Here is a 22,317-nt window from a genome sequence, read left to right on the forward strand (position 1 = left end):
CGGCGGCCCGCCCAGCGGCAAGGACTCCGGCGGCGCGGGCTCCGCTCGTCGGGGACTCCTGGCATCCCTCGGCCGGTTCCCCGTCGCCTGCCCCTCCGTCGGCGGGACGTCCGTCGGCGGGCCCCCCGCCCGCTGCCCCGACGGCACGCCGCACCTCCGCCACCGGCTCTCGGCCGACCCCCGGCTGCGGATCGGCCCCCGAGTCGTTCCCCCCGGGTGAAGGTCCCTCGGTCGGCGTCATGCCCGTGTGTCCTCCGTCTCCATGCCCGCGCTCCGGTCCGGGAGCAGCCCCTGGCGTCGTGCCGTAGCGGCGAGCGTACGGTGTCCGGACTGCTCGGTGAGCACGACCCGCTCCTGGGGCAGGGCACGCTGCCACCACTCCCCGGCCGCGGCGTCGGCGGCGGCCCTGAGATCGGCCAGGGCGACGGCGAGGCCGCGTCGGGCGGACTCCAGGGCGGCCGGAGCGGGGTCCGGCGCGGCCAGGAGGCGGGCGGCGTGTTCACGGGCCCGGTCGGCGGCCGACAGCGCGCGCTCCACCCGGTCGCCCGCGCGTCGGTCGGTCACGGCCAACGCCGCGCCGAAACCGACCAGCGCGCCGACGACGGTGTCAACGACCCGCTCCTTCATCAGCTCGCCGGGCGCCTGATACCCGGTGAACTCCGTGATGAGCAACGCCATGGGCGTCACGCAGACGCTGCCGAGCCAGTAGTTGCGGCTGATGAGCACCTCGGCACCGAAGCTGAACGCCAGGCAGCACAGCACGAGGGCCGTCGGGCCCAGATGCGCGAGCGGTACGACGGCCAGGAAGACGAGGACGCCTACGACGTTTCCCACGACGCGCTGGACGGCCCGGCTCCAGGTCAGGGAGGTGTTGGCCTGGTAGAGCGAGGCGGCCGTGACCAGCGCCCAGTACGGGCGGCCGATGCCGAGAGCGAGGGCGGCGTAGCCGGCGAGGGCGCAGCCCAGCGCGGTGCGCACCGCGAGCGGGGTCAGGGGACCCAGCCGCACCCGGAGGGACCGTGCCGCGTCCACGCCGAGCAGTTCCTCGGCGGCTGCCGGCGGCAGACCGGCCTGCGGGACGGGCCCGGCGGCGCGCAGCTCACCGGCCCACCCGCGCAGCCGGCCGGCGTCCGCCTCCGCCGGCGCGGCGAGGGCGAGCTCGGCGCGGACGACGAGCCGTTCGAGTGCTCGCCGGGTCCGGGAGCGGGCACTGGCGGACAGCAGCGACTGCCAGGCGGTCTGCACTGCGGCGTAGCCCGCGGCGCGGACCCGGGCCCGGCCCTCGTCCGTGCCACCCGTGCCACCCGTGTCGGCGTACGCGGCGGCGGCCTTGAGTGCGGCGGCCGTGGCGCGGCGCTCCGGGCCGTGCGGGCGCAGAAGCGCGGGCGCCATGCAGACCAGCCAGGCCCAGGCACCCGTCCCGGCCGCCAGAGCCAGATGGCCGGGGACCTGGTCGAGGGTCTGCGGCACGAACAGGGAGGCGGAGCTGACGAACGTGAGGACGACGTTGCCCGGCGGACCGCTCCGGGTGGCGTCGCACAGCACCTTCTGCGCGGCGGCCAGCAGCGCGCCGACGGTGACCAGGACGACCGCGCTGCCCGTGAGCGAGGCCGTGGCCAGGGCGATGGTGAGTCCGCCGAGCATGCCGAGCACCACCCGCGCCAGGGCTCCGGCCCGGGCGGCGTACGGACGATGGTGGCCGTACAGCGCGCACAGGGACCCGGCCATCGCGTACATCGCCAGATCGAGTCGGCCGAGAGCCAGCAGGGTGAGGTTGGGCGGGGCGATCGCCGCGACGACGCTCAGCGCGGACTTGAACCAGATGTCCGAGGGCCGACCGAGGCGCAGCACACCCGCCGGCTGGAGGCGCCGGGCGGGCAGGGAGGTGGAGGCGGGGGGCGTGCTCATGCCTTTGACATTAACAGGTGTTTTACTCGTAAAACATTTTCACCTGGCGTGCTCCGTCGAATGCTCCCCGTGTACACCCTTGCGCTCGCGTGCGCACCGCACGGCCCGGGCATCGAAAGAGCGACTGTCGAGCGGGGAGGTGCGCGTGCACGGACCGGCTTCGTCCGGCTGGCTGCTGGTGGCGCTCTGCGCGGTGACCGGCGTCTACTGCCTGCTGCGGATGCGCAGCAGTGCCGAGGAGCAGCGCAGCGCCGCGGGCGGCGAGGCGCTGATGGGCTTCGGGATGGCCGCGATGGCGGTGCCGGCGGCGGTGTTCACTCCGCCCGCGTGGGCCTGGCCCGCCTACGCCGCCGTGTTCGGTGCGGCCGGGCTTCACTCGCTGTGGGCGGCGCGGACCGGCGCGCACCACCTCCACCACCTGGTGGGGGCCGCGGCGATGGTCTACATGTCCGTCGTCATGGCCCGCTCCCCTGCGCACGCGCACGAGGGGGCCGGATCGGGTGTTCCGCTCCTGACCGGGGCGCTGCTGCTCTACTTCGCCGGGTACGTGCTGCTGGCCGGCGTGCGGCTGGTGCCGGTGGCCGCCGTGGCCGGGGGCGGGGGTTCCACCGGGTGGGGTGACCGGCCGGAGCTGGCGCGGGCCTGCCGACTGTCCATGGGGATCGCGATGGTGGCGATGCTGCTGGCGCTCTGAGCCTGCGCGGTCCGGCACGCCCTGCGAATTCCGTTGCCTGCGTCACTTCGGCGGCGCGAGGCGTACCCCTGAGCGGCTCCGCGCTCATAGGCTGCCCTCATGATGCTCCCCGCGGCGCTGCTGCTGCTCGGCGCCCTGACCGCCGTGGCCGCTCCCCGGCTGCTCGCCCGGGCGAACTGGCCGGACCGTGAGCCGGTGGTGGCGTTGTGGGTGTGGCAGTGCGTGGTGGCGGCCGTGCTGGTGTGCTGTGCGCTGTCGATGACGCTCAGCGCGGCGGCGGCCTGGCACGCGGTCGGCGGGCATGTCTTCGCGACGGCGCCCGGCCCGGTGGTCGAGGCCTACACTCTCGGCACGGCGGGCACCTGGGCGGCGGCCACCGCGGTGGCGTTGGCCTGCGGCGGGCTGTGGAGCGCGGCGATGCTGGCCCGCGAGATCGGCCGGGCCCGCGCCCGGCGCCGTCGGCGGCGCGCCGGCCTCCTGGTCCGGGCGCCGCTGCTGCCGGGCGAGGTGACCGTCTCCGGCCGGCTCGTCGTCCTGGAGAGCGAGCAGCCCGACGCCTGGTGGCTGCCCGGCACTCCCCCGCAACTGGTCGTCACCACGGCCGCGTTGCACCGGCTGACGGGACGGCAGCTGGACGCCGTGCTGGCCCACGAGCAGGGCCATGCGCGCGCCCGGCACGACTGGCTGCTGAACTGCTCCTCTGCCCTGGCGGGCGGCTTCCCGCAGGTGCCGGTTTTCGCCGCGTTCCGCGACGAGATGCACCGCCTGGTGGAACTCGCCGCCGACGACACGGCATCGCGCCGCTTCGGCCGTCTGACCACGGCCCTGGCCCTGGTCGAACTGAACGAGCACCGCGGGATGTTCGGCCCCTGCCCGACACCGCACGCCCATGTCCCTGCGCGGGTGCACCGGTTGCTCACTCCCCCGGACCGGCTGCCCCCGTCCCGGCGCCTGCGTCTGACGGCGGCGGCCGCGCTGGTGCCGGTGGTGCCGGTGTTCGTGGCGTTCGTACCGGGGCTGAGGGCGCTGGGGTAAAGGGTCCTTGCCCTGAGGCCTGTCGTTCGGATCCCGCCGCAGACACACGGGGCAGAGGCCGCTGCCGTCCCTGCGACCCGATCCGGACGACGGGCCCCCGGCCGGGGCCTTCGAGCCGGGGCCGGTGGCGTCGGCGTGGCCGAAGCCCTGCCGTCCGGAAGTCGAAGATCACCGCCGTACTGGATCCGGACCCCCCGGTTCGGCGAGGATCGCATCATGCACACCCCGTTCGTCGTCTCCCCGCCCCGCCCGGACCACCGCACGGCCGCCGGTCTCGCCGGCGTGCTGGCCCTGTGCTCGACCCTCCTGCTGACCCTCGTCGCGGTCAGATGGAGTCCGCTCATCACCGCGGACGGCGACATCTCCTCCACCACCCATCGTTGGGCGGTCGACGAGAGCGGCATCACCCAGGCGTGCCGCATCCTCACGGACTGGGTGTGGGATCCGTGGACGATGCGTCTGCTGTGCGCGGCCGTCGTCGTGGCGCTGGTGGTGCGGTTCGCGGCACGCTGGACTGCGGTGTGGCTCGCGCTGGCCGTCACGCTGGGGGCACTGCTGCAGCAGTGCCTCAAGGCGGCGGTGGACCGGCCCCGCCCGGTGTGGCCGGACCCCGTCGACTCGGCCCACTACTCGGCTTTCCCCTCGGGCCACGCCATGACGGCCACGGTCGTGTGCGGCCTGCTCCTGTGGCTCCTGCACCACCACGGCGTCGCCCCTGCCCTGTGGCGTGCGGCCCTGGCCGTGGCCGTCGTCTCCGTGGTGGGCGTCGGGCTCACCCGGGTCTGGCTGGGCGTCCACTGGCCGTCGGACGTAGTGGGCGGCTGGCTGCTGGGCGCGACGGTGGTGGCCGCGGCGGTGTGGGCGCACCGGCGTTGGCGGCCCGAACCCGCGAACGCCCCGAGTTGACAGGGCGGCCGCCCCGCTACCTTCTCGGCGGTGCGGCAGGCCTCATAGGATCGACCCATGACCGCCGTGCTGTTCGACTTCTCCGGGACCCTTTTCCGTGTCGAGTCCACCGACGCCTGGCTGCGTGGCGTCCTGGCCGGAGCGGAGATCCGCCTCGCCGAGGCGGAGTTGACCGCCGCGGTGCGGGCGCTGGAGGCGGTCGGGGCGCTGCCGGGCGGTGGCGATCCGGCGCGGGTGCCGGAGGAACTGGCCGGCACCTGGCAGGTCCGCGACCGCAGCGCCGCACTCCACCGGGCCGCCTACACGGGCCTGTCCCGCCAGGTCCGGCTGCCCGACCCGGCGTTGCACGACGCTTTGTACGACCGCCACATGAGCCCGGCCGCGTGGGCGCCGTACCCGGACGCCGTCGAGGTGCTCCGGACGCTGCGGGAGCGGGGCGTCCCGGTCGGGGTGGTCAGCAACATCGGCTGGGATCTGCGGCCGGTCTTCCGCGCGCACGGTCTGGACCGCTACGTCGACACGTACGTCCTGTCGTTCGAGCACGGCATCCAGAAGCCCGACCCGCGGCTGTTCGCGACGGCGTGCGAGGCCCTCGGCGCGGATCCGCGCAGGACGCTCATGGTGGGTGACGACCGGCGGGCGGACGGGGGCGCCACGGCTCTGGGATGCGAGGTGCACTTCGTCGACCACCTGCCGGTGACCGAACGGCCGGACGGGCTGCGCCCGGTGCTGGATCTGGTGAGCTGACACAGGCACATCGCCCGATAGGAAGCAGCCCCGAGCCACTACCTGAGTGCCTGCCGTCCGCCTCGGACGATCCCCCGCGTCGCCCGAGGCAGACGGCATCACCGGCCCAGACCGAACGGGTCTGGCCGGACGCTCCGAGTATAGTTGGCTGGCAGCCAGTCAACGCAGGAGTTACAGGATGTCCCCGCGCAGCGCCTCGGTCAACGAAGAGTTGCGGCGGCGTTCCCGGGAGCGGCTTTTGCAGGCGGCGGTCGAGCTCGTCGCCGAGCGCGGCTACGACGCCACGACGCTCGGCGACATCGCGGACCGAGCGGGCTCGGCGCGCGGCCTGGTGTCGTACTACTTCCCCGGCAAACGCCAGTTGGTGCAGTCCGCCGTGCACCGGCTGATGCACCGCACGCTGGAAGAGGCGCTGGAGCGCGAGCCGCGCACGTCGGACGGCCGGGAGCGGATGGCCCGGGCCATCGACGCGATCCTGGGCCTGGCCAGGGACCGGCCCGTGCTGATGCGCCAGCACATGGCGGGGATCCTGGACACCGAGGGCTTCATGCAGTGCCCGGAGCAGCGACGGCTGGCCGAGCTGCTGCGCGACACCATGGCGCGGCACGGGTCGCGGGATGTCGACAGCGACTACCCGATGATGCGCGCCCTGCTGATGGGCGCCGTGTACGCGGCCGTGGTGCCGGGCGTGCCGATGCCGGTGCCGGTGCTGCGGGCCGAGCTGTTCAAGCGCTACCGGCTCGACTGGGAGCTGGGTCTCCCGCCGGAGACCGGGGCCTCCGGCGGGAGCAGCGACGAGGATCTGTCGCGGTTCTTCGCGACCGGGGCCGCACCGGAGTGCGGTCCACAGGGTCAGCCGAAGTAGTCCGGCTGGGTCTGCACGTTGAGCTCACGCAGGTGCACCCGGCGGGCCGGGTCCGTGCGCCGGTCGTCGATCTTCAGGACGTCGAAGCCCCGGGCGTACTCGTTCGAGTAGATGTAGCCGTTGTAGTAGTACGCCGACCACGAACCGCCCGACTTGATCGTGTCGGTGGTCAGCGGGCCGCGGTCGAAGTAGGCGATCTCCTTCGGGTTGGCCGAGTCGGTGAAGTCCCAGACGGAGACGCCGCCTTGGTACCAGCCCTGGACCATGATGTCCTTGCCCTTGACCGGGATCAGCGAGCCGTTGTGGGCGACGCAGTTCTCGGTGTCCGCCTGGTGGCGGGGGATCTTGAAGTAGCTGCGGAAGACGAGCTTGCGCTTGTCGCCCTTGCCGACGATGTCGTAGATGCCGTCGGCACCGCGGTTCGGGCCGATCACCGCGTTGCAGGTGGCCGCGCCGCCGCCACCCAGCTCGTCGGTGAAGACGACCTTGTTCGCCCTCTGGTTGAAGGTCGCCGAGTGCCAGAACGCGAAGTTCGCGTTGTCCTGCACGCGGTCGATGACCTTCGGGCGTTCCGGGTCCTTGATGGAGAAGAGGATGCCGTCGCCCATGCAGGCGCCCGCGGCCAGGTCCTCGGACGGCAGCACGGTGATGTCGTGGCAGCCGGTGGTCTTGGACACGCCCGGGTTGGTGGGTCCGCCCGGGTTGCCGCCGCCGTCCGGTCCCTCACCGGGGAACAGCACGGGGAAGCCGACGACCTCGGCCTTCTCGGGGGCGTTGCGCGGCACCTTGATGACGGAGATGCCGTCATGCGGCGGCTGGCAGTCGGGGTAGGCGGCGTTCGGCGAGTACGAGGAGACGTACACGTAGACGTTGCGCCGCTCGGGCACGAGCGTGTGGGTGTGCGAGCCGCAGGCCGTCTCGACGGCGGCTACGTACCGCGGGTTGCGCTTGTCGCTGATGTCGAAGACCTTCATGCCCTCCCACGAGGACTTCTCGGTCGCCGGCTGGGTGGTGCTGGAGCAACTGCTGTCGCTGCGCGAGGAGTCGGTGGACAGGAACAGCAGGTCGCCGGAGACGGAGATGTCGTTCTGCGAGCCGGGGCACAGCACTTGGGCGACGGTTTTGGGTGCCCTTGGGTTGCTGATGTCGAAGATGCGGAAGCCGTCGTAGTTGCCCGCGAACGCGTACCTGCCCTGGAAGGCGAGGTCCGAATTCGTGCCCTGCAGCACGTCCTTGGGGACGTGGGCCAGGTGCTGGATGTTGTCGGAGTGGACGATCTGGTCCTGGCCGGGTATCTCGCCGTCCTCGATGGCCTCGCGCACCTCGGCCTGGGCGCTCTTGGAGACCTCCCTCGGCGCCGGCGGCGCGTCCCCCGGGTCGGGGGTGGCGCCGGCCGGTGCCGCCGTCAGGAGTGCTGCCATCAGCCCACCGGCGGCCGCGACGACTCCCAGGCGTCTGCGGCGCGTTCTGCGGTCGTTCAACAGGATCACTGTTTTCCTCCCTGGTTCCGTTCACTGCGGAACGGTTCACGCACCACGCAGTATCGTCGTCGCCATGCACATACCAACAGAGGGCAACGGAATCGCAATGAAGTTTTCCGATCAATGACCCGAGGAAGCGTGCCAGTGCGCCGTCCGCCACACGAGGTATGTCCCAACCTGCCCGCTACAGGAGGTCGTTGTGCTTTTCCGCCGTGCGTCTCGCGTGTCCGTCGTCACGACGGGGCTCGTCGCCCTGGCCGTGCTCACGGCCGGGGGCTGTGACTCCGGCCCGGACCGGAAGCCGGCCGCAGCGGACGGGCCCGCCGTGATCGCGCCGGGCGAGCCCGGCGAGGCGAACCGCACCCTGTCCGCCGAGGAGGCCGCGGACCGGCGCTCGGAGAACGACGCCCCCAACTCGGCGGACGTCTCCTACGTCCGCATGATGATCGAACACCACGCACAGGCCCTCGTGATGACCGAACTCGTCCCGAAGCGCGCCGAGTCGAAGGACGTGAAGCGGATCGCCGGCCGGATCGCGGCCGGCCAGAAACCCGAGATCGAGGCCATGAAGGGCTGGCTGAAGTCCTACGGCAAGCCGCTGAAGGCCGAGCGGCACGATCACACCCTGATGGCCGGGATGGCGACCGAGGCTCAACTGAAGAAGCTCCGCACGGCCGAGGGCAAGGCGTTCGACCACCTCTTCCTGACTTTGATGACGACCCATCACCAGGGCGCGATCACCATGGCCACGGACGTGAAGGGGCAGGGCAACAACATCCGCGTGGAGGAGATGGCCGACGAGGTGATCGCGCAGCAGACGAGCGAGATCACGCGGATGCGGAACATGCTCTGAGCTTGTTCTTCACCCTGAGCGCAGTCGGGCGCGCAGGACCGCCGCACCGTCCCCCTCAAGGTCCTCGCAGGCCGCTGCGCGGCCTGCCATCCCCATCACCAGCGAGAGGGTCGGCCCCCGGAGCAGATCCCCCGAGCCGGTGCTGAACGGTCCGTCAGTGGCCTCGACCCGCAGGCCCGCGATTGCAGTGTTGCTCGCGACGGTGAAATCGCGGCCGGCGAAGAACCGGGCCACGGCGGTCGTCGTGGCCACCGGGGGTGTCCGCACAAGACCCAGTGGCCGACGGATGTCCTCGCTGTGGACGACTATTTCGCCCAGCCAGGCCGCAGTATGTCCTGTCGGCCCGGCAGGCCCGGCGACAACATCGCGAAATCGCCGCAAGGTCTCTTCATGTGTAGCACCACGGTGCTTTGCGAGTCGTCGGTCGTTGTGCAGATCGGAGTCGAAACGAGCGGCCAGCATGCTCAGCAGCCAGCGCCACATCCTCGTGCTGGCACCTGCCGTCAGATGGGCTACGACCTCCTCCACGCTCCAGCGTTCACACAGTGATGCTTTCGCCCACTGGGCCTCGCTGAGTCCGGTGAGGTCTTGAGCGAGCGCGGACCGCTCGACGTGGATCGCCCTTTCCAGAGCGTCCCGGGTTTCCAGAACGTGTGGTTCAGACACAGTTCCGCCTCCAGAGATCGGGTGTCCTCCATCAGACTCCTGTCGCCGCCCAAACTCATCGACTGCACCCCGTAGCGAGCCCAATTCGACCTTCCAGTGTCGAAACGGTTCTCGAACTAAGGGGTCCTTGCACTATGAGCGTCCGATCAGGTCGCGTGGTCCGGTGCCGTGCATCGCAAGGCGCCGGAGTGCCCTGGTAGCGGAGCTGCCTGGGCGCTGCGGCAACGCGGCGAGGCGCGGTGCCAGGCCGCGCGACCCGGGCGGGCACAGTGCAAGGACCCCTTTGCCGCTCACCTGGCATTCTCCTGCCGCTGAGGCGGCCTTCGTCTGATCACGTACTCCGACCAAGGTGCACTGAGCGAGACGAAGGTCGTGAAGGTGGGTCTGCTGCCTGACGCCGCGGCAGGCGAAGCGTCCCGCAAGCTTGTTCTTCAGCCTTTCGACTAGCGGCGGGCTCGGCGTGGGGACAGCAGGCCCGCGTCCCGGGCCTGGCCGATCAGCCTGAGGGATGCGCGGCGGCTGTGGCCGGTCGCGGACATCACGGCGAGGACCGGGTCGGCACCGTTCTGCTGGGCCGCGCGGTACTTCTGCGCCACCAGCCGCCGCCCCTCCGCTCCGCGCGGCCAGACCGGCCGGGCACGGCGGCCCGGACCCCCGCCGCCTTCCGCTCCCGGCCCGGCGCCACACGCCTCCCCCACCGACTCCTCGATCCATTCGGCGAGCACGGCCAGGTCGTCGAGGGTCAGGGCGGGCTGAGCACGCACCTCCTCGACGCAGACGCATCCGCCGGCCACGACGGCCAGCGCGTCGACGCGGGCGCCGTCCGCGAAGGCCAGGCGGAACTCGAACCACCGCATGGCGCACTCGTTCTCCCGCACCTCCCACGCGGGGCGCACTGACACCGCACCCTCCGCCAGAGAGCGATCAGAAAGATGAAGAAGGGATGCTTCCAGCACACGCGGAACGTAACTGCATGATCACATTCCCTACAGATCGGACACGCCCCGGGGTGGAGCACAGCACCCCGTCAGCGGAGAACGAATCAGCCACCGAGACGAACGGCCTGCCGAGTCGCCGCATCCAGGACAACTCCCGTCTCCACACCCGCGGGCAGTGGATCGAGGCGGAGATCGTAGCTGTCCGTGAGGAAACGGACGGCGACGGCAACCCCCGCTTCTATGCCGAGGCCGCCTTCACCCCTCCGGACGTCACCGGCCCACGACCAGGTTCTTGATCAGGCGGCCAACGCCCCCGCACTACTCCTGGTGCGGGCCTTTCACTTTGACGACAGAGCCGCGCCAACGCCAGGGCGAGTACGACGGCAACGCATGAAGCCACCAGCAGAGCCGTGCCCATCCTCCTCATGCTGCGCCGGTGTTTTACGCTTGCTGCTCCATGTGGCCAGGGGAGGCCACTGAGTCATCGGGGGGATGCGCTATGCGCGCCTACATTCGCCGTGCCTGCGTGCCGACCGTCGTCATATCCGCCGTCCTGCTGACGGGGTGTTCGTCAAAGAGCGATTCCGGGGACGACGCAGCTCCGAAGCTGTCCGCCTCGGCGGCGCCCATCGAGGACCAGCCGTCGGAGGAGCCGTCGGAAGCCGCGCCCTCGTCCGCTCCTGGCCCCGTTCTGGAGGTCGGGGAAGAGGGCGAGTTCGAGACCGGCAGGACCGACGAGTACGGCGAGAACTACGAAGTGACGTCGAAGATGTCGGTCAAGGTCGTCAGTGCGGAGTACGTGACCGCGGAGCAGCTCGACACGTCGAACGAGCCGGAGAACGGCCAGTACGTGAAGCTGACGCTCACGTTGAAGAACGTCGGAAAGGCGCCGGCTGAGTTCTCCTCCTACGGCATGATGCAGTGGGAGGACACCGACACGGCTGCGCAGGACGCCTCCACACTGGAGGGCGTCGGCGAAGGCCAGGATCTCGACACGACCTACAAGCCGGGGCAATCCGTCACGGGGACGCTCGTCCTCGACGTCGGCGACGGGGGCGGAACCGTGAGCTACGTCGGGTCGGAGGATCTGGAGGCGGATGAGCCCGTGTTCTCCGTCAACCTGCCCGAGTAGAGACAGCTCAGCCCCGCTCCCGGGATCTCACGAACGTCACCGTTTGGGGACACCGTGAAGCCCGTGTTCTCGACGATGACGCCGGTCCTGGCCCACGGCGAGGCGGACGCGGGCCCGCTGGGCCGCGAGCTGCTGCGCAACACCTCCTTGACCCGGCACGCGGCGCGGGAACTCGGCGGCGAGGTGCGGGTGCCGGACCAGTACCACCGGTCGGTTGTGAGAGGTTCCGGGTGCCGGCCCGCTTTCGGCCCGGCACCCGTTCCCCGTGGCAGCGCGTAGGCCTCAACCTGCCGTGCACGCCGTCCCGTTGAGCTTGAACGCGGCCGGACCGGCACTGTTGCCGCTATGACCGGCCTGATAGCCGATGCTCACGCTCGCACCCGGCGCGATCGTGCCGTTGTACGACACGTTCGTGGCGGTGACCGCCCCGGACGGCGGCGTGTAGGTGGCGCCCCAGCCGCCCGTGATGGTCTGGCCGGCCGGCAGGGTGAAGCCGAGTTTCCAGCCGTCGACCGTCGTCGTGCCGGTGTTGGTGAGGGTGACGGAGGCGGTCAGGCCGGTGTTCCAGGCGTTCACCGAAGCCGTCACCTTGCAGGCGCCCGGTTGCGGCTGCGGCGCCGGGCCCGAGGTGTCCAGGCCGAAGAAGGTGAGCACGCGGGACGCCATGCCCTGGGCGTACAGGTTGTGACCGACGCCTTGGAGACTGATGGCCTCGACGGGGGCCCGGTCGCCCGTGCCGCCGTAGCGGGTGCGGACCCAGCCGGACTGAGGCGTGTCGGTGGCGGCAGGCGTCTGGCTCACGCCCTGCACGTCCGTCCACTGCTTGATCTGCTCGCCGAAGTTCGGGTAGCGCAGGACGTCGTCCTGGGTGCCGTGCCAGATCTGCATCCGCGGGCGCGGACCGGTGTAGCCGGGGTAGGCGCCCCGGACCAGGTCGCCCCACTCCTTCGCGGTGTGTGTGACCGTGCCTCCCGAGCAGGCACTGTTCCATTCGGAGCCGTCGGTGGTGGCGAAGCAGCCGAACGGGACGCCCGAGAAGGCGGCGCCCGCGGCGAACACGTCGGGGTAGTCGCCGAGCAGGACGTTCGTCATCATCGCGCCGGAGGAGATCCCGGTGGCGAACACCCGGCGGGTGTCGGCGTCGTAGGTGCGGGTGACCCAGTCGATCATCGACTTGACGCCGACGGGGTCGCTGCCGCCGCCGCGGCGAAGGGCCTGGGGCGAGGAGACGTCGAAGCATTTGCTGCTGCGGGTGACGGACGGGTAGAGCACGATGAACCCGTACCGGTCGGCCAGCGTGTCGTACTCGGTGCCGTTGTACATGTCCGGACCCGAGCCGGTGCACCAGTGCACGGCGACCAGCACCGCCGGATTCGGGGTGACGCTCTCCGGGACGTACAGGTACATCCGCAGGTTGCTGGGGTTCGTACCGAAGTTCGTGATCTCGGTGAGGGTGGCGGTGGGTACGGCCCGCTCGCGAGCGGCGGCCGGGGGTGCGGTGAGCGCGGTGGCCGCGAGCAGCGGCAGCAGCGCGGCGACGAGCGCGAGGAGTATCGGCCGCAGCCGTCTCCTCGCTGTGGGGTGGGGGGTGGCAGGCACGTCCGGATCCCTTCCGTGGTGAAGTGTGGCTCGCAGGACGTCGTGCGGCGGTTCAGCAGGTGGGGTTCGACCGGGTCAGCAGCGCGAGCCGCCGGGGCAGCCGGTGGTGCTCGCCGCTCGCGGCGGGGTCCATGCCCTGGTGGAGGAAACACGCGGCACGGCTCGAGGGCGAGGGTCCGGTCAGCGCGTGACGATCGCGTGCCTGCGGCGGCCGGCCCAGCGGCCAGGGCGGCACGCCGACGGTCAGCAGCATGAACACGAGCCGACTGACGAACGTACGCGTGTGCGCGGATTCCTCATCGACCCGCCCTCTCATGAAGGGAAGCGTTCGTTCGGCATGGTGACATGGACATGGACCTTATGGAAGCGCTCCCACACGGTCTGTCCGACGAGCATGCCTGGCCGAATGTGTTCTGCGCGAGGCGTTGACTAGAAAGCGCTTGCCCCCTACGTTCCGTTCAGCAGTGTGATTGGCGGGCGTCCCTCGCGAAGACGCTTTCCGAGCCTGCCGAGCCCAGGGAAGTGCACCCCCAGGGCGCGACAGGCCTTCGGACCTGCCACCCGCAGTACCGACGCTGGACAGTGGAGCGAACATTGTTCAGCTCTATGACCCAGTGACTGATAGAGGCAGTACGGAAGGGACGCTCCCCACATCGCTCGACGACGATCACGGTCACCACGAACCGCAGCAGTGACGCCGGCCGTGCACGGCGGCCCCGCGGCGGCACTTCCGGTGGAGCCGCGACCGGGATCTCGCGGGCGAGCACCCCCCTCACCCCCACGACAGAAGGAACGGGACATGACTTCTGCGACCCGACCGCGCGCCCGCAGGCGCGCACTGACCGGCACACTGGCCACACTCGGCCTGTCTGTTGGCATGATCATGACTACCAATGCGCCCACGGCGAGCGCCGCCACCTGGCCGACCCCGAACGGCAGCCAGGGGACCTCCTCCACCATCTCCGTGTCCGGCACCAAGGACTACGGGATGAAGCGGTACTACGGAACCGGCAGCCTGGCCGGCGACGGCCAGGAGGAGGGCCAGGACCCGATCTTCAAGCTCGCGAACGGCGCGGTGCTGAAGAACGTCATCCTCGGCGCCCCCGCGGCCGACGGCATCCACTGTGAGGGCAGTTGCACGCTGCAGAACGTCTGGTGGGAGGACGTCGGCGAAGACGCCGCCACCTTCCGCGGCGGCACCGGCGCCACGTACCACGTGATCGGCGGCGGCGCCAAGAAGGCGGCGGACAAGGTCTTCCAGCACAACGGCGGCGGCACCCTGAACATCTCCAACTTCGCGGTGCAGGAGTTCAAGACGCTCTACCGCTCCTGCGGTGACTGCTCCACGCAGTACACGCGCAAGGTCAACCTCAACACCATCGACGTGACCGGCACGGGCACCACCGCTCGGCTCGTCGGCATCAACGTCAACCGCAACGATGTCGCGACGCTGCGCAACATCACGATCCGCAACGACGCCGGCCGCAAGGTCGTCCCCTGCCAGAAGTACAACAACAACACCGCTGTCGGATCCGGGCCCGACAGCAAGAACTGCCTCTACTCCAGCTCTGACATCACCTACAGGTAGTCCCAGCGGCCCCACGCCGAAGGCGGCCGTGCGGAGCGTCCCGGCGGGCGCTTCGCACGGCCGTCCGCGTATTGCGCCGGCGAAGCCCTACGAGCCGTCGCCGACCAGCCATCGACTGCGCGTCCCGGCTCGGCGGCGACTGGAGGCACGGGTGCGGGACGCTGCCGGGCACGTCGAGCCTCGACGCGATCGTGAGCCCTGGGGCCGGGCGGAGCGCCCCTGCACGACCTGCTCCGCGCGGAACTCACCTCTCCCCGACGGCACCGGGCCACCCCGGGGGCTACGGCATCCACGAGGACTTGGTGCTGCTGCGGTCGTGCCGGTAGGCGCCGGCCGGGCGGGGGCGCCAGTAGGCCTCACCCCGTCGTGCGCCCCCACATCGGCCCGAAGTGTGCCCACTCGGCGTCCCACCGGTCGATCCGGTCACGCTCCAGGCGGCTGCGCACCGCGCGGCCGCCGGCCAGGGGCACGGCCGCCGCGCCGACGCCCGCCACGCCGCCGATCAGCACGGCGCGCACCCGGGCCTGCGAGGCGGTGACCGGCCGGGTGACCTGGCGCCCCTCGGGATCCGTCCACACGGTGACGGGGGTCCCGGCGGCGCTGCCCGCCGGGACCCTGAGCTGCCCGGAGTGCGAGGAGCCGTCCGCGGCGGTCCACCGCGCGCTCGCCCAGACCTGGTCGGCGCGCAAGACGCTGCCGTCCTCGGCGGCCTTCCCGGGAGCCCGCTCGGCGAGCCGTGCCACCAAGGGGCGCCACTCGACGCGCTCCCGGGCCAGCCCGTCCGCCACCGAGCGGCTCACCGCCGTTCCGGCGAGCACCCCGACACACACGGTGAGCGCCCACACGCCCAGCACGAGCCAGGCCTCCGCCCTGTCGGCACGGCGCTTGAGCGGATTGCGCCGCCAGCGCCACAGCCACACCCTCGGACCACGTAACGCCATCGAAGGGATCCTCCTCACGAGCGGATGACCGTTCCGCCGCTCTCCTCATACGGACGGCGACCCCTGGATGCTCACTGCACGTACCCCGGCGTCACGGGCCACCGGCTCCCCGGCCCGGCGGTGACGCCGTCCGGGGACGCGGCCCGTCCCCTGCGTCGTCTGTCGCCGACACCCCTCTGACCTGCGTCGGAGTCCGGTCCGGGGGTGACTGTCAGTGGTGGGGTGCAGACTGGCCGATGTCCGAGAAGAAGGCGTCAAAGGTGACGCCGCGGAGGTGATCGGCATGACCGAGGTACTGCTCGCCGTGGGCACGCGCAAAGGCCTGTTCATCGGGCGCCGACGGGATGGTGGCGCCTGGGAGTTCGACGAGAGTCCCTACTTCAACGCGCAGGCCGTGTACTCGGTCGCCATCGACACCCGCGCCGCGACCCCGCGGCTGCTGGCCGGCGGCGACAGCGCGCACTGGGGCCCGTCCGTGTTCCACTCCGACGATCTCGGCCGGACCTGGACCGAACCGGCCCGGCCGGCCGTCAAGTTCCCCAAGGACACGGGGGCATCCCTGGAGCGGGTGTGGCAGCTGCACCCGGCAGCCGCCGAGCCGGACGTGGTGTACGCGGGCACCGAACCGGCGGCGCTGTACCGCTCCGAGGACCGCGGTGAGACGTTCGAACTCGTCAGGCCCCTGTGGGAGCACCCGACGCGCTCGAAGTGGGTGCCGGGCGGCGGCGGTGAGGGGCTGCACACCGTGCTCACCGACGCGCGCGACCCGAGGGCGGTGACGGTGGCCGTCTCGACCGCCGGCGTCTTCCGCACCCTGGACGGCGGCGCGAGCTGGGCGCCCTCCAACTCCGGTGTCTCCGCGGTGTTCCTGCCCGACCCGAACCCGGAGTTCGGCCAGTGCGTGCACAAGGTCACTCGGGACTCGGCGAACCCCGACCGGCTGTACCTGCAGAACCACTGGGGTGTGTACCGCAGCGACGACGCGGGCGCGCACTGGACGGACATCGGCGAGGGTCTGCCCTCCACGTTCGGTTTCGCGGCGGCGGCCCATCCGCACCGGGGCGACACGGCGTACGTGTTCCCGATCAACGCCGACGCCGACCGGGTACCGGCCGACCACCGCTGCCGGGTCTACCGGACGGCGGACGCGGGCAAGAGCTGGGAGCCGCTCTCGGCGGGCCTGCCCCAGGAGAACCACTACGGCACGGTGCTGCGCGACGCCATGTGCACGGACGACGCCGACCCGGCGGGCGTCTACTTCGGCAACCGCAACGGCGAGGTGTTCGCCTCGGCGGACGACGGCGACAGCTGGCAGCAGCTCGCCTCGCATCTGCCGGACGTGCTGTGCGTGCGGGCCGCTGCCGTCGGCTGAGGCCCAACCGTCTTTACCTACGTTGAAGGAGGCCCCGACCCGGGGCCTCCTTCGCGTTCGGCAGCCCGCCCGCCCGCCCCCGTCCATTCCTCGCCGCCGCTCGCGAAGACGCAGGTCGTAGGCGCTTGTTCGATCTGTCGAGGCCGGGCGCGCCGGGCACCGTCGGGGCTCCCTCCGTCCGAACTTTGCCAATTGAGGATTTACAACGTTTACCGACGCGCCATAACAATGCCACGACGCATCGCCGATCCGGCGGCGTCGTGCGCATCCACCTCGATGGCATGGGGCGGCACGGGACGGCCGCGCCCGACAGAGGAGAAGTCGTGGATTCGACCACGGGCCACCGGCCCCCCGGCCCGGCGGTGACGCCGTCCGGGGACGCGGCCCGTCCCTGGCGCGCGGCCACCGTCGTCGCCGCGGCTTCGCCTCCTTCCGCCCCGAGCAGGACATCGTCACCAGCCCGCCGACGCTCTTCCCGCGCGCGTTCACGCTGTCCAACTACCGGGAGATCTGGCACGCGCTGCCGTTCGCGGAGCTGTACCGCAACACGATCGTCTTCGCGGGCTCGGTCACGATGATCTCGCTGTGCTTCGACTCCATGGCCGCTTACGCGCTGGCCCGCCTGGAGTTCAAGGGACGCAACGCCGTCTTCGTCATCATCCTCGCGATGCTGATGCTGCCGTTCCAGATCACGCTGGTACCGCTGTACGACCTGCTGAACAACCTGCATCTGGTCAACACCTTCACCGGCCTGATCGTGCCGCGGGCCACCAACGCGTTCGGCATCTTCTTCATGCGGCAGTTCTTCCTCTCGCTGCCCAGGGACATGGAGGAGGCCGCCCGCGTCGACGGCGCCTCGGAGTGGCGCATCTACTGGCAGGTGATCCTGCCCCTGGCCCGCCCCGCCCCGCTGACCCTCGGCCTGTTCCACTTCCAGTACAACTGGAACGACCTGCTGTGGCCACTGATCATGACGTCGGACAACAGCCACGCCTCCATCCCCGCCGGTCTGTCCCTGTTCATGGGCCAGCACGTCACCCAGTACGGCATGCTGATGGCCGGGGCCGTGCTCTCCCTCCTCCCGGTCATCCTCATGTTCCTGCTCATCCAGCGCAGTTTCGTGCAGGGCATCGCGACCACCGGCATCAAATGACCCTCGAGGACAGCGCCTTGACCCCCTGGTTCCACAGCGACCGGTTGCGTTTCGCGGTCGGGATCGAGGACACCTTCGTCCCGCAGGAGGACGTGGGCCGTCGCAAGCTCGACGAGTACGAACTGACCCAGCACTACCACCAGTGGCGGGACGATCTGACCCTGGCGAAGGACGCCGGCGCCGGCATGATCCGCTGGGGCATCCCCTGGTACCTGCTCGAACCGGAGCCCGGCCGCTTCGACCTCGAGTGGACCGACCGCGTCGTGGAGCATCTGGACCGGCTGGGGCTGCGCTGCATGGTGGACCTGATGCACTACGGCACGCCGCTGTGGCTGGACAACCAGTTCCTCAACCACCGCTACCCGGAGGCCGTCGCGGCGTACGCAGCCGCGGTGGCCGAGCGCTACTCCGGCTCGCTGGACATCTGGACGCCGCTCAACGAGCCGGTGATCAACGCCGTCCACTGCGGTGAGCGGGGCACGTGGCCGCCGTATCTGCGCGGCGACGACGGCTTCGTGAAGGTCCTGACGCAACTGGCCCGCGGCATGGTCCTCACGCAGCGGCGGATCGCCGAGGCGCAGCCGTCGGCCACCTTCGTCCACGTCGACGCGGGGTTCCGCTGGACGGGCGGGTGGCCGCGGGGTGAGCGCGAGCACCTTGAGGAGCGCCGCTTCCTGGGCCTCGACCTCGTCCTCGGCCGGGTGGACGAAGGCCATCCGATGCGGCCCCACCTCACCCGGCACGGCGTCACCGACGCCGAACTCGACTGGTTCACCGCCAACGCCGTCACACCCGACGTCATCGGCGTCAACTACTACCCCGCCTTCACCACCGCCGAGCGTGACGCCACGAGCGGCGCCCTGCGTCCCGTGGAGGCCGGAACCGCGGGCCTGACGGACCTGCCGCGCCGCTACGCCGAGCGCTACGACCAGCCGCTCTTCCTGACCGAGACCAGCCGGGGCGGCCCGGTGGAGGACCGGCTCGCCTGGCTGGAGGCGAGCGTGGACACCGTGCTGCGGCTGCGTGCCGAGGGCATGCGGCTGATCGGCTACACCTGGTTCCCGTTCTTCGCCCTCGTCGACTGGCTCTACCGCGAGTCGACGGAACCCGTGGACCGCTGGCTGGTGCAGATGGGCCTGTACGACCTGGAGCGGGACGCGGGCTCGGTGCTCCGGCGCCGGGACACCGGCCTGGCCGGCCGATTCCGGGCCCTGGCGGCAGGCACGACACCGACATCTCAGGAGCGAGCACAGTGAGCACACCTTCCGTGGCGGACGACGGCCTCCACCCCCGGCCCCAACTGCGCAGGGCGGACTGGACCGATCTCAGCGGTCCGTGGGGCTTCGCCCACGACGACGCCGACGCGGGAAGGGACGCCGGCTGGCACCACGACCCCGCTCCCTTCGACCGCACCATCACCGTCCCGTTCCCCCCGGAGGCACCCGCGTCCGGCATCCGCGACACGGCGCACCACCCCGTCGTGTGGTACCGGCGCACGCTGCGGCTGCCGGGCGGCGAGGTTTCCGGCCGGCGCGTCCTGCTGCACTTCGGAGCCGTCGACTACCGGGCGTCGGTGTGGGTGGACGGCACGCACGTCGGCGATCACGAGGGCGGCATGACGCCCTTCTCGTTCGACGTGACGGCCGCGCTGGCGGGCGCGGACGAGCACACCGTCGTGGTGCGCGCCGAGGACCTGCCGTGGGACGCCGGGCAGCCGCGCGGCAAGCAGGACTGGCAGGGCAGCCCGCACGTCATCTGGTACCACCGCACCACGGGCATCTGGCAGCCCGTCTGGCTGGAGTCCGTCCCCGAGCCGAGTGTCGCTGAGCTGTGCTGGACCTCCGACCTCGCCGGCGCCTCGGTCCGGCTGGAAGCCGTGCTGCGCCGCCCCCTGAGCAGGCCCGGCAACCCGCTGGTGATGCGGGTGGGTCTGCGTCTCGGGGACGAGTTGCTCGCCGAGCAGTCCGCCGTCGTCACGGACGACCGCGTGGTGATGGACATCGCCGTGCCGGCTCTGCGCAACGGCCAGGACCGTGACCGGCTGCTGTGGTCGCCGCAGTCCCCCACCCTCGTCGACGCCGACATCACCCTGCTGACCCGCGCCGCGGACGGGATGGACCGGCCCGTGGACGAGGTCGCGAGCTACCTGGGCATCCGCACGACGGGGACCGCCGACGGACGGTTCCTGCTCAACGGCCGCCCGTACTACCTGCGCATGGTCCTGGAGCAGGGCTACTGGCCCGAGTCGCACCTGGCGGCTCCGAGCGCCGAGGCGCTGCGCCGCGAGGTCGAGCTGATCAAGGAACTCGGTTTCAACGGCGCCCGCCTCCATCAGAAGGTGGAAGACCCGCGGTTCCTCTACTGGTGCGACCGGCTGGGCCTGCTGGTCTGGGGCGAGATGGCCGGCGCGTTCGCGTTCGACCCGGAGGCGGTGCGCCGGCTGACGACCGAGTGGATGGACGTCGTGCGCAGGGATCGCGGGCACCCCTCGGTGGTGGCCTGGGTGCCGTTCAACGAGAGCTGGGGCGTGCAGGACATCGCCGGCTCGCCGGCCCAGCGGGCCTTCGTCGAGGGCGTCGTGCACCTGACCCGGGCCCTCGATCCGTCGCGGCCCGTCATATCCAACGACGGCTGGGAGATGACCGACAGCGACATGTGGACCATCCACGACTACGCGGGCACCGGGCAGGAGCTGCGGGCCCGTTACGGCTCAGCGACGGCCGTCGAGGCGATGCTCACCGACGGGCGGCCGGGCGGCCGCCGGGTCGTTCTCGACCCGGATGCCCGGGATCCGCGCGGCGGACGCCCGGTGCTGCTCACCGAGTTCGGCGGTCTCAGCTACCGTCCCGAGGGCGAGGAGTGGTTCGGCTACTCCACGGTGACGTCACAGGACGAACTGCGCGGCCGGCTCGGCGAACTGTTCCGCGCGGTGACGGACTCCCCGGAGCTCGCCGGGTTCTGCTACACCCAACTGACCGACACCGAGCAGGAGACGAACGGCCTGCTCACCGCGGAGCGCCGGGCCAAGCTGCCCGTCGAGGAGATCCGCCGGATGGTCGGGCGCGCCTCGGCCGCCATGCCCACCGAGGCCCTCGACCAGCACCGCCAGGAGGTGGAGGAAGCCCAGAGCTGACCAGGGACACGGCGACAACGTTGTAGGATGCTGTTTCTCCTTGGCGATCCCAAGGAGGGCGACGACCGGGGCGAGCCGCGGAATGCCCCTCAGGGGTCCTTGCACTGTGCCCGCCCGGGTCGCGTGGTCTGGCACCGCGCCCCGCCGCGTTGACGAACGCCCTGGGGAGCTCCGCTACCAGGGCATTCCGGCGCCTTTCGATGCACGGCACCAGCCCACGCGACCTGATCGGACGCATGGTGCAAGGACCCCTTACTGGTGAGGACAGTCGGTCATGGGGGTTCGCCTCAAGGACGTCGCCGAGCACGCGGGCGTGTCCATCAAGACGGTTTCCAACGTCGTACGGGGCGAAGCGCACGTGTCGGAGGCCACGCGTGAGCGTGTGCTCCGGTCCATCTCCGAACTCGGCTACCGGCCGCACGCCTCAGCCCGCCACCTGCGGACGGGACGCAGCGGCATCCTGGCCCTGGCCGTGCCGGACCTGGCGGCGCCCTACTTCGCCGAGCTGGCCGCGGCCGTGATCGCCGCGGCCAAGGACCTCTCGTACACGGTCCTGATCGAGGGGACCGGCGGGGACCCGGAGGAGGAGCTGCGGTTCGCCTGCGGACTGGGGTCCTCGCTCATCGACGGTGTGCTGCTCAGCCCCCTGCGCCTCGACCAGGAAGCCCTGGCCTCCCGCCCGCGCCGGGTGCCCCTGGTCCTGCTCGGCGAGCGGGACTACGGCCTGCCGGTCGACCACGTGCTGATCGACAACGTCACCGCTGCCCGGGAGGTCACCGCGCATCTGCTCTCCCTCGGCCACACCCGCGTCGCGGCGATCGGCGCCCAGCACGGCCCCGCCTCCGCCACCGCCCAGCAGCGCGTGCGCGGCTACCAGGAGGCCCTGTACCGGGCCGGTGTTCCGTACGACCCCTCCCTGACGTGCGAGGTATCGGCCTACCGTCTCGCCGACGGCGTCCGGGCGATGCGGGCGCTGCTGGACCTGCCCGAGCCGCCGCAAGCGGTGTTCTGCTTCAACGACCTGCTGGCGGCCGGCGCCGTACGGGCGGCGGCCGACCGCGGACTGCGCGTGCCGGGGGACGTGGCGATCGCCGGATTCGACGACGTCGAACTGTCGCAGTACTCGGTGCCCTCCCTGACCACCGTGGCACCCGACAAGGCGGAACTCGCCCGGCTGGCCGTCACCGCGCTGCTGCGACGGACGGAGGACGGCGTGGAGGAGCCTCCCGCCGTGCTCTACGCCGGGCACCGGCTCGTGGTGCGGGAGAGCAGCGGCGGGCGGGACCCCGGCCGGCCCTGATCCGGC

General features: G+C 71.3%; 21 protein-coding genes and 1 pseudogene. 15 read left to right on the plus strand and 7 right to left on the minus strand.

All coding sequences use genetic code 11. The annotated features are described in order from the left end of the window. Positions 1–237 precede the first annotated feature (237 nt). Positions 238–1,908 (minus strand): FUSC family protein, encoded by a 1,671-nt coding sequence (locus ACWD1U_RS25730; RefSeq protein ID WP_451110874.1) that lies wholly within the window; start codon positions 1,906–1,908, stop codon positions 238–240. A 145-nt stretch (positions 1,909–2,053) separates the two neighbouring features. Between ACWD1U_RS25730 and ACWD1U_RS25735 the strand changes: the two genes are divergently transcribed. From ACWD1U_RS25735 to ACWD1U_RS25755, 5 genes are all read left to right on the plus strand, one after another. Next, positions 2,054–2,602, plus strand: a complete 549-nt coding sequence (locus tag ACWD1U_RS25735) for a DUF5134 domain-containing protein (protein ID WP_451110875.1) — start codon at positions 2,054–2,056, stop codon at positions 2,600–2,602. 99 nt (positions 2,603–2,701) lie between these two features. Beyond that, positions 2,702–3,637 (plus strand): M56 family metallopeptidase, encoded by a 936-nt coding sequence (locus ACWD1U_RS25740; RefSeq protein ID WP_451110877.1) that lies wholly within the window; start codon positions 2,702–2,704, stop codon positions 3,635–3,637. Between the two features lie 216 nt (positions 3,638–3,853). After that, entirely contained in the window at positions 3,854–4,543 is a 690-nt protein-coding gene (locus ACWD1U_RS25745) for a phosphatase PAP2 family protein (protein ID WP_451110879.1), read from the plus strand. A gap of 57 nt (positions 4,544–4,600) precedes the next feature. After that, the gene (locus ACWD1U_RS25750) at positions 4,601–5,290 is read left to right on the plus strand and encodes an HAD family hydrolase (protein ID WP_451110881.1); all 690 of its coding nucleotides are present in this window, start codon (positions 4,601–4,603) and stop codon (positions 5,288–5,290) included. Between the two features lie 178 nt (positions 5,291–5,468). Further along, positions 5,469–6,155, plus strand: coding sequence for a TetR/AcrR family transcriptional regulator (locus ACWD1U_RS25755; RefSeq protein WP_451110883.1), 687 nt, complete (start codon positions 5,469–5,471; stop codon positions 6,153–6,155). Here ACWD1U_RS25755 and ACWD1U_RS25760 read toward each other — a convergent pair. Next, positions 6,143–7,645: an LVIVD repeat-containing protein gene (locus ACWD1U_RS25760; RefSeq protein WP_451110884.1), complete on the minus strand. Its 1,503-nt coding sequence runs from the start codon at positions 7,643–7,645 to the stop codon at positions 6,143–6,145. The genes ACWD1U_RS25755 and ACWD1U_RS25760 overlap by 13 nt on opposite strands. A 190-nt stretch (positions 7,646–7,835) precedes the next feature. Between ACWD1U_RS25760 and ACWD1U_RS25765 the strand changes: the two genes are divergently transcribed. Continuing rightward, entirely contained in the window at positions 7,836–8,489 is a 654-nt protein-coding gene (locus ACWD1U_RS25765) for a DUF305 domain-containing protein (protein WP_451110886.1), read from the plus strand. A 9-nt stretch (positions 8,490–8,498) separates the two neighbouring features. Here ACWD1U_RS25765 and ACWD1U_RS25770 read toward each other — a convergent pair whose 3' ends face one another. Both ACWD1U_RS25770 and ACWD1U_RS25775 read right to left on the minus strand, forming a co-directional pair. After that, positions 8,499–9,155, minus strand: a complete 657-nt coding sequence (locus tag ACWD1U_RS25770; RefSeq protein WP_451110888.1) for a maleylpyruvate isomerase family mycothiol-dependent enzyme — start codon at positions 9,153–9,155, stop codon at positions 8,499–8,501. A gap of 443 nt (positions 9,156–9,598) precedes the next feature. Next, a complete protein-coding gene (locus ACWD1U_RS25775; RefSeq protein WP_451110890.1) occupies positions 9,599–10,057 on the minus strand; it encodes a DUF6214 family protein in 459 nt (152 codons plus the stop codon). A gap of 107 nt (positions 10,058–10,164) precedes the next feature. On the opposite strand from ACWD1U_RS25775, the gene ACWD1U_RS25780 reads away from it, so the two are divergent. From ACWD1U_RS25780 to ACWD1U_RS25790, 3 genes and pseudogenes are all read left to right on the plus strand, one after another. Then, positions 10,165–10,389: a hypothetical protein gene (locus tag ACWD1U_RS25780; RefSeq protein ID WP_451110891.1), complete on the plus strand. Its 225-nt coding sequence runs from the start codon at positions 10,165–10,167 to the stop codon at positions 10,387–10,389. Between the two features lie 203 nt (positions 10,390–10,592). Further along, on the plus strand, positions 10,593–11,225 hold the full coding sequence (locus ACWD1U_RS25785) for a DUF4352 domain-containing protein (protein ID WP_451110893.1): 633 nt from the start codon (positions 10,593–10,595) through the stop codon (positions 11,223–11,225). Positions 11,226–11,309: 84 nt separating this feature from the next. Beyond that, positions 11,310–11,441: pseudogene (locus tag ACWD1U_RS25790) on the plus strand (NADH:flavin oxidoreductase/NADH oxidase); the annotation flags it as partial. A 66-nt stretch (positions 11,442–11,507) separates the two neighbouring features. Here ACWD1U_RS25790 and ACWD1U_RS25795 read toward each other — a convergent pair. Together ACWD1U_RS25795 and ACWD1U_RS25800 are read right to left on the minus strand one after the other, a co-directional pair. Further along, positions 11,508–12,824: an extracellular catalytic domain type 1 short-chain-length polyhydroxyalkanoate depolymerase gene (locus tag ACWD1U_RS25795; RefSeq protein ID WP_451110895.1), complete on the minus strand. Its 1,317-nt coding sequence runs from the start codon at positions 12,822–12,824 to the stop codon at positions 11,508–11,510. Positions 12,825–12,876: 52 nt separating this feature from the next. Next, positions 12,877–13,140 (minus strand): hypothetical protein, encoded by a 264-nt coding sequence (locus ACWD1U_RS25800; protein ID WP_451110897.1) that lies wholly within the window; start codon positions 13,138–13,140, stop codon positions 12,877–12,879. A 483-nt stretch (positions 13,141–13,623) separates the two neighbouring features. On the opposite strand from ACWD1U_RS25800, the gene ACWD1U_RS25805 reads away from it, so the two are divergent. Beyond that, positions 13,624–14,412 carry a pectate lyase gene (locus ACWD1U_RS25805; protein ID WP_451110899.1) on the plus strand — a complete coding sequence of 263 codons (789 nt, stop codon included), beginning with the start codon at positions 13,624–13,626 and terminating at the stop codon, positions 14,410–14,412. Positions 14,413–14,768: 356 nt separating this feature from the next. Here ACWD1U_RS25805 and ACWD1U_RS25810 read toward each other — a convergent pair whose 3' ends face one another. Next, entirely contained in the window at positions 14,769–15,353 is a 585-nt protein-coding gene (locus ACWD1U_RS25810) for an Rv1733c family protein (protein WP_451110901.1), read from the minus strand. 214 nt (positions 15,354–15,567) lie between these two features. On the opposite strand from ACWD1U_RS25810, the gene ACWD1U_RS25815 reads away from it, so the two are divergent. The 5 genes from ACWD1U_RS25815 (at position 15,568) to ACWD1U_RS25835 (ending at position 22,311) form a co-directional block, all read left to right on the plus strand. Continuing rightward, the gene (locus ACWD1U_RS25815; RefSeq protein WP_451110903.1) at positions 15,568–16,725 is read left to right on the plus strand and encodes a WD40/YVTN/BNR-like repeat-containing protein; all 1,158 of its coding nucleotides are present in this window, start codon (positions 15,568–15,570) and stop codon (positions 16,723–16,725) included. Between the two features lie 598 nt (positions 16,726–17,323). Next, complete coding sequence (locus ACWD1U_RS25820; RefSeq protein WP_451110904.1) at positions 17,324–17,878, plus strand: carbohydrate ABC transporter permease; 555 nt, start codon at positions 17,324–17,326, stop codon at positions 17,876–17,878. After that, positions 17,875–19,134 (plus strand): family 1 glycosylhydrolase, encoded by a 1,260-nt coding sequence (locus ACWD1U_RS25825; RefSeq protein WP_451110905.1) that lies wholly within the window; start codon positions 17,875–17,877, stop codon positions 19,132–19,134. Before ACWD1U_RS25820 ends, ACWD1U_RS25825 begins: the two co-directional genes overlap by 4 nt. Then, positions 19,131–21,011 carry a sugar-binding domain-containing protein gene (locus ACWD1U_RS25830; protein WP_451110906.1) on the plus strand — a complete coding sequence of 627 codons (1,881 nt, stop codon included), beginning with the start codon at positions 19,131–19,133 and terminating at the stop codon, positions 21,009–21,011. Before ACWD1U_RS25825 ends, ACWD1U_RS25830 begins: the two co-directional genes overlap by 4 nt. Positions 21,012–21,285: 274 nt before the next feature. After that, positions 21,286–22,311 (plus strand): LacI family DNA-binding transcriptional regulator, encoded by a 1,026-nt coding sequence (locus ACWD1U_RS25835; protein WP_451110908.1) that lies wholly within the window; start codon positions 21,286–21,288, stop codon positions 22,309–22,311. Positions 22,312–22,317: the final 6 nt, after the last annotated feature.

The organism is Streptomyces sp. NPDC002788 (genome assembly GCF_053592115.1).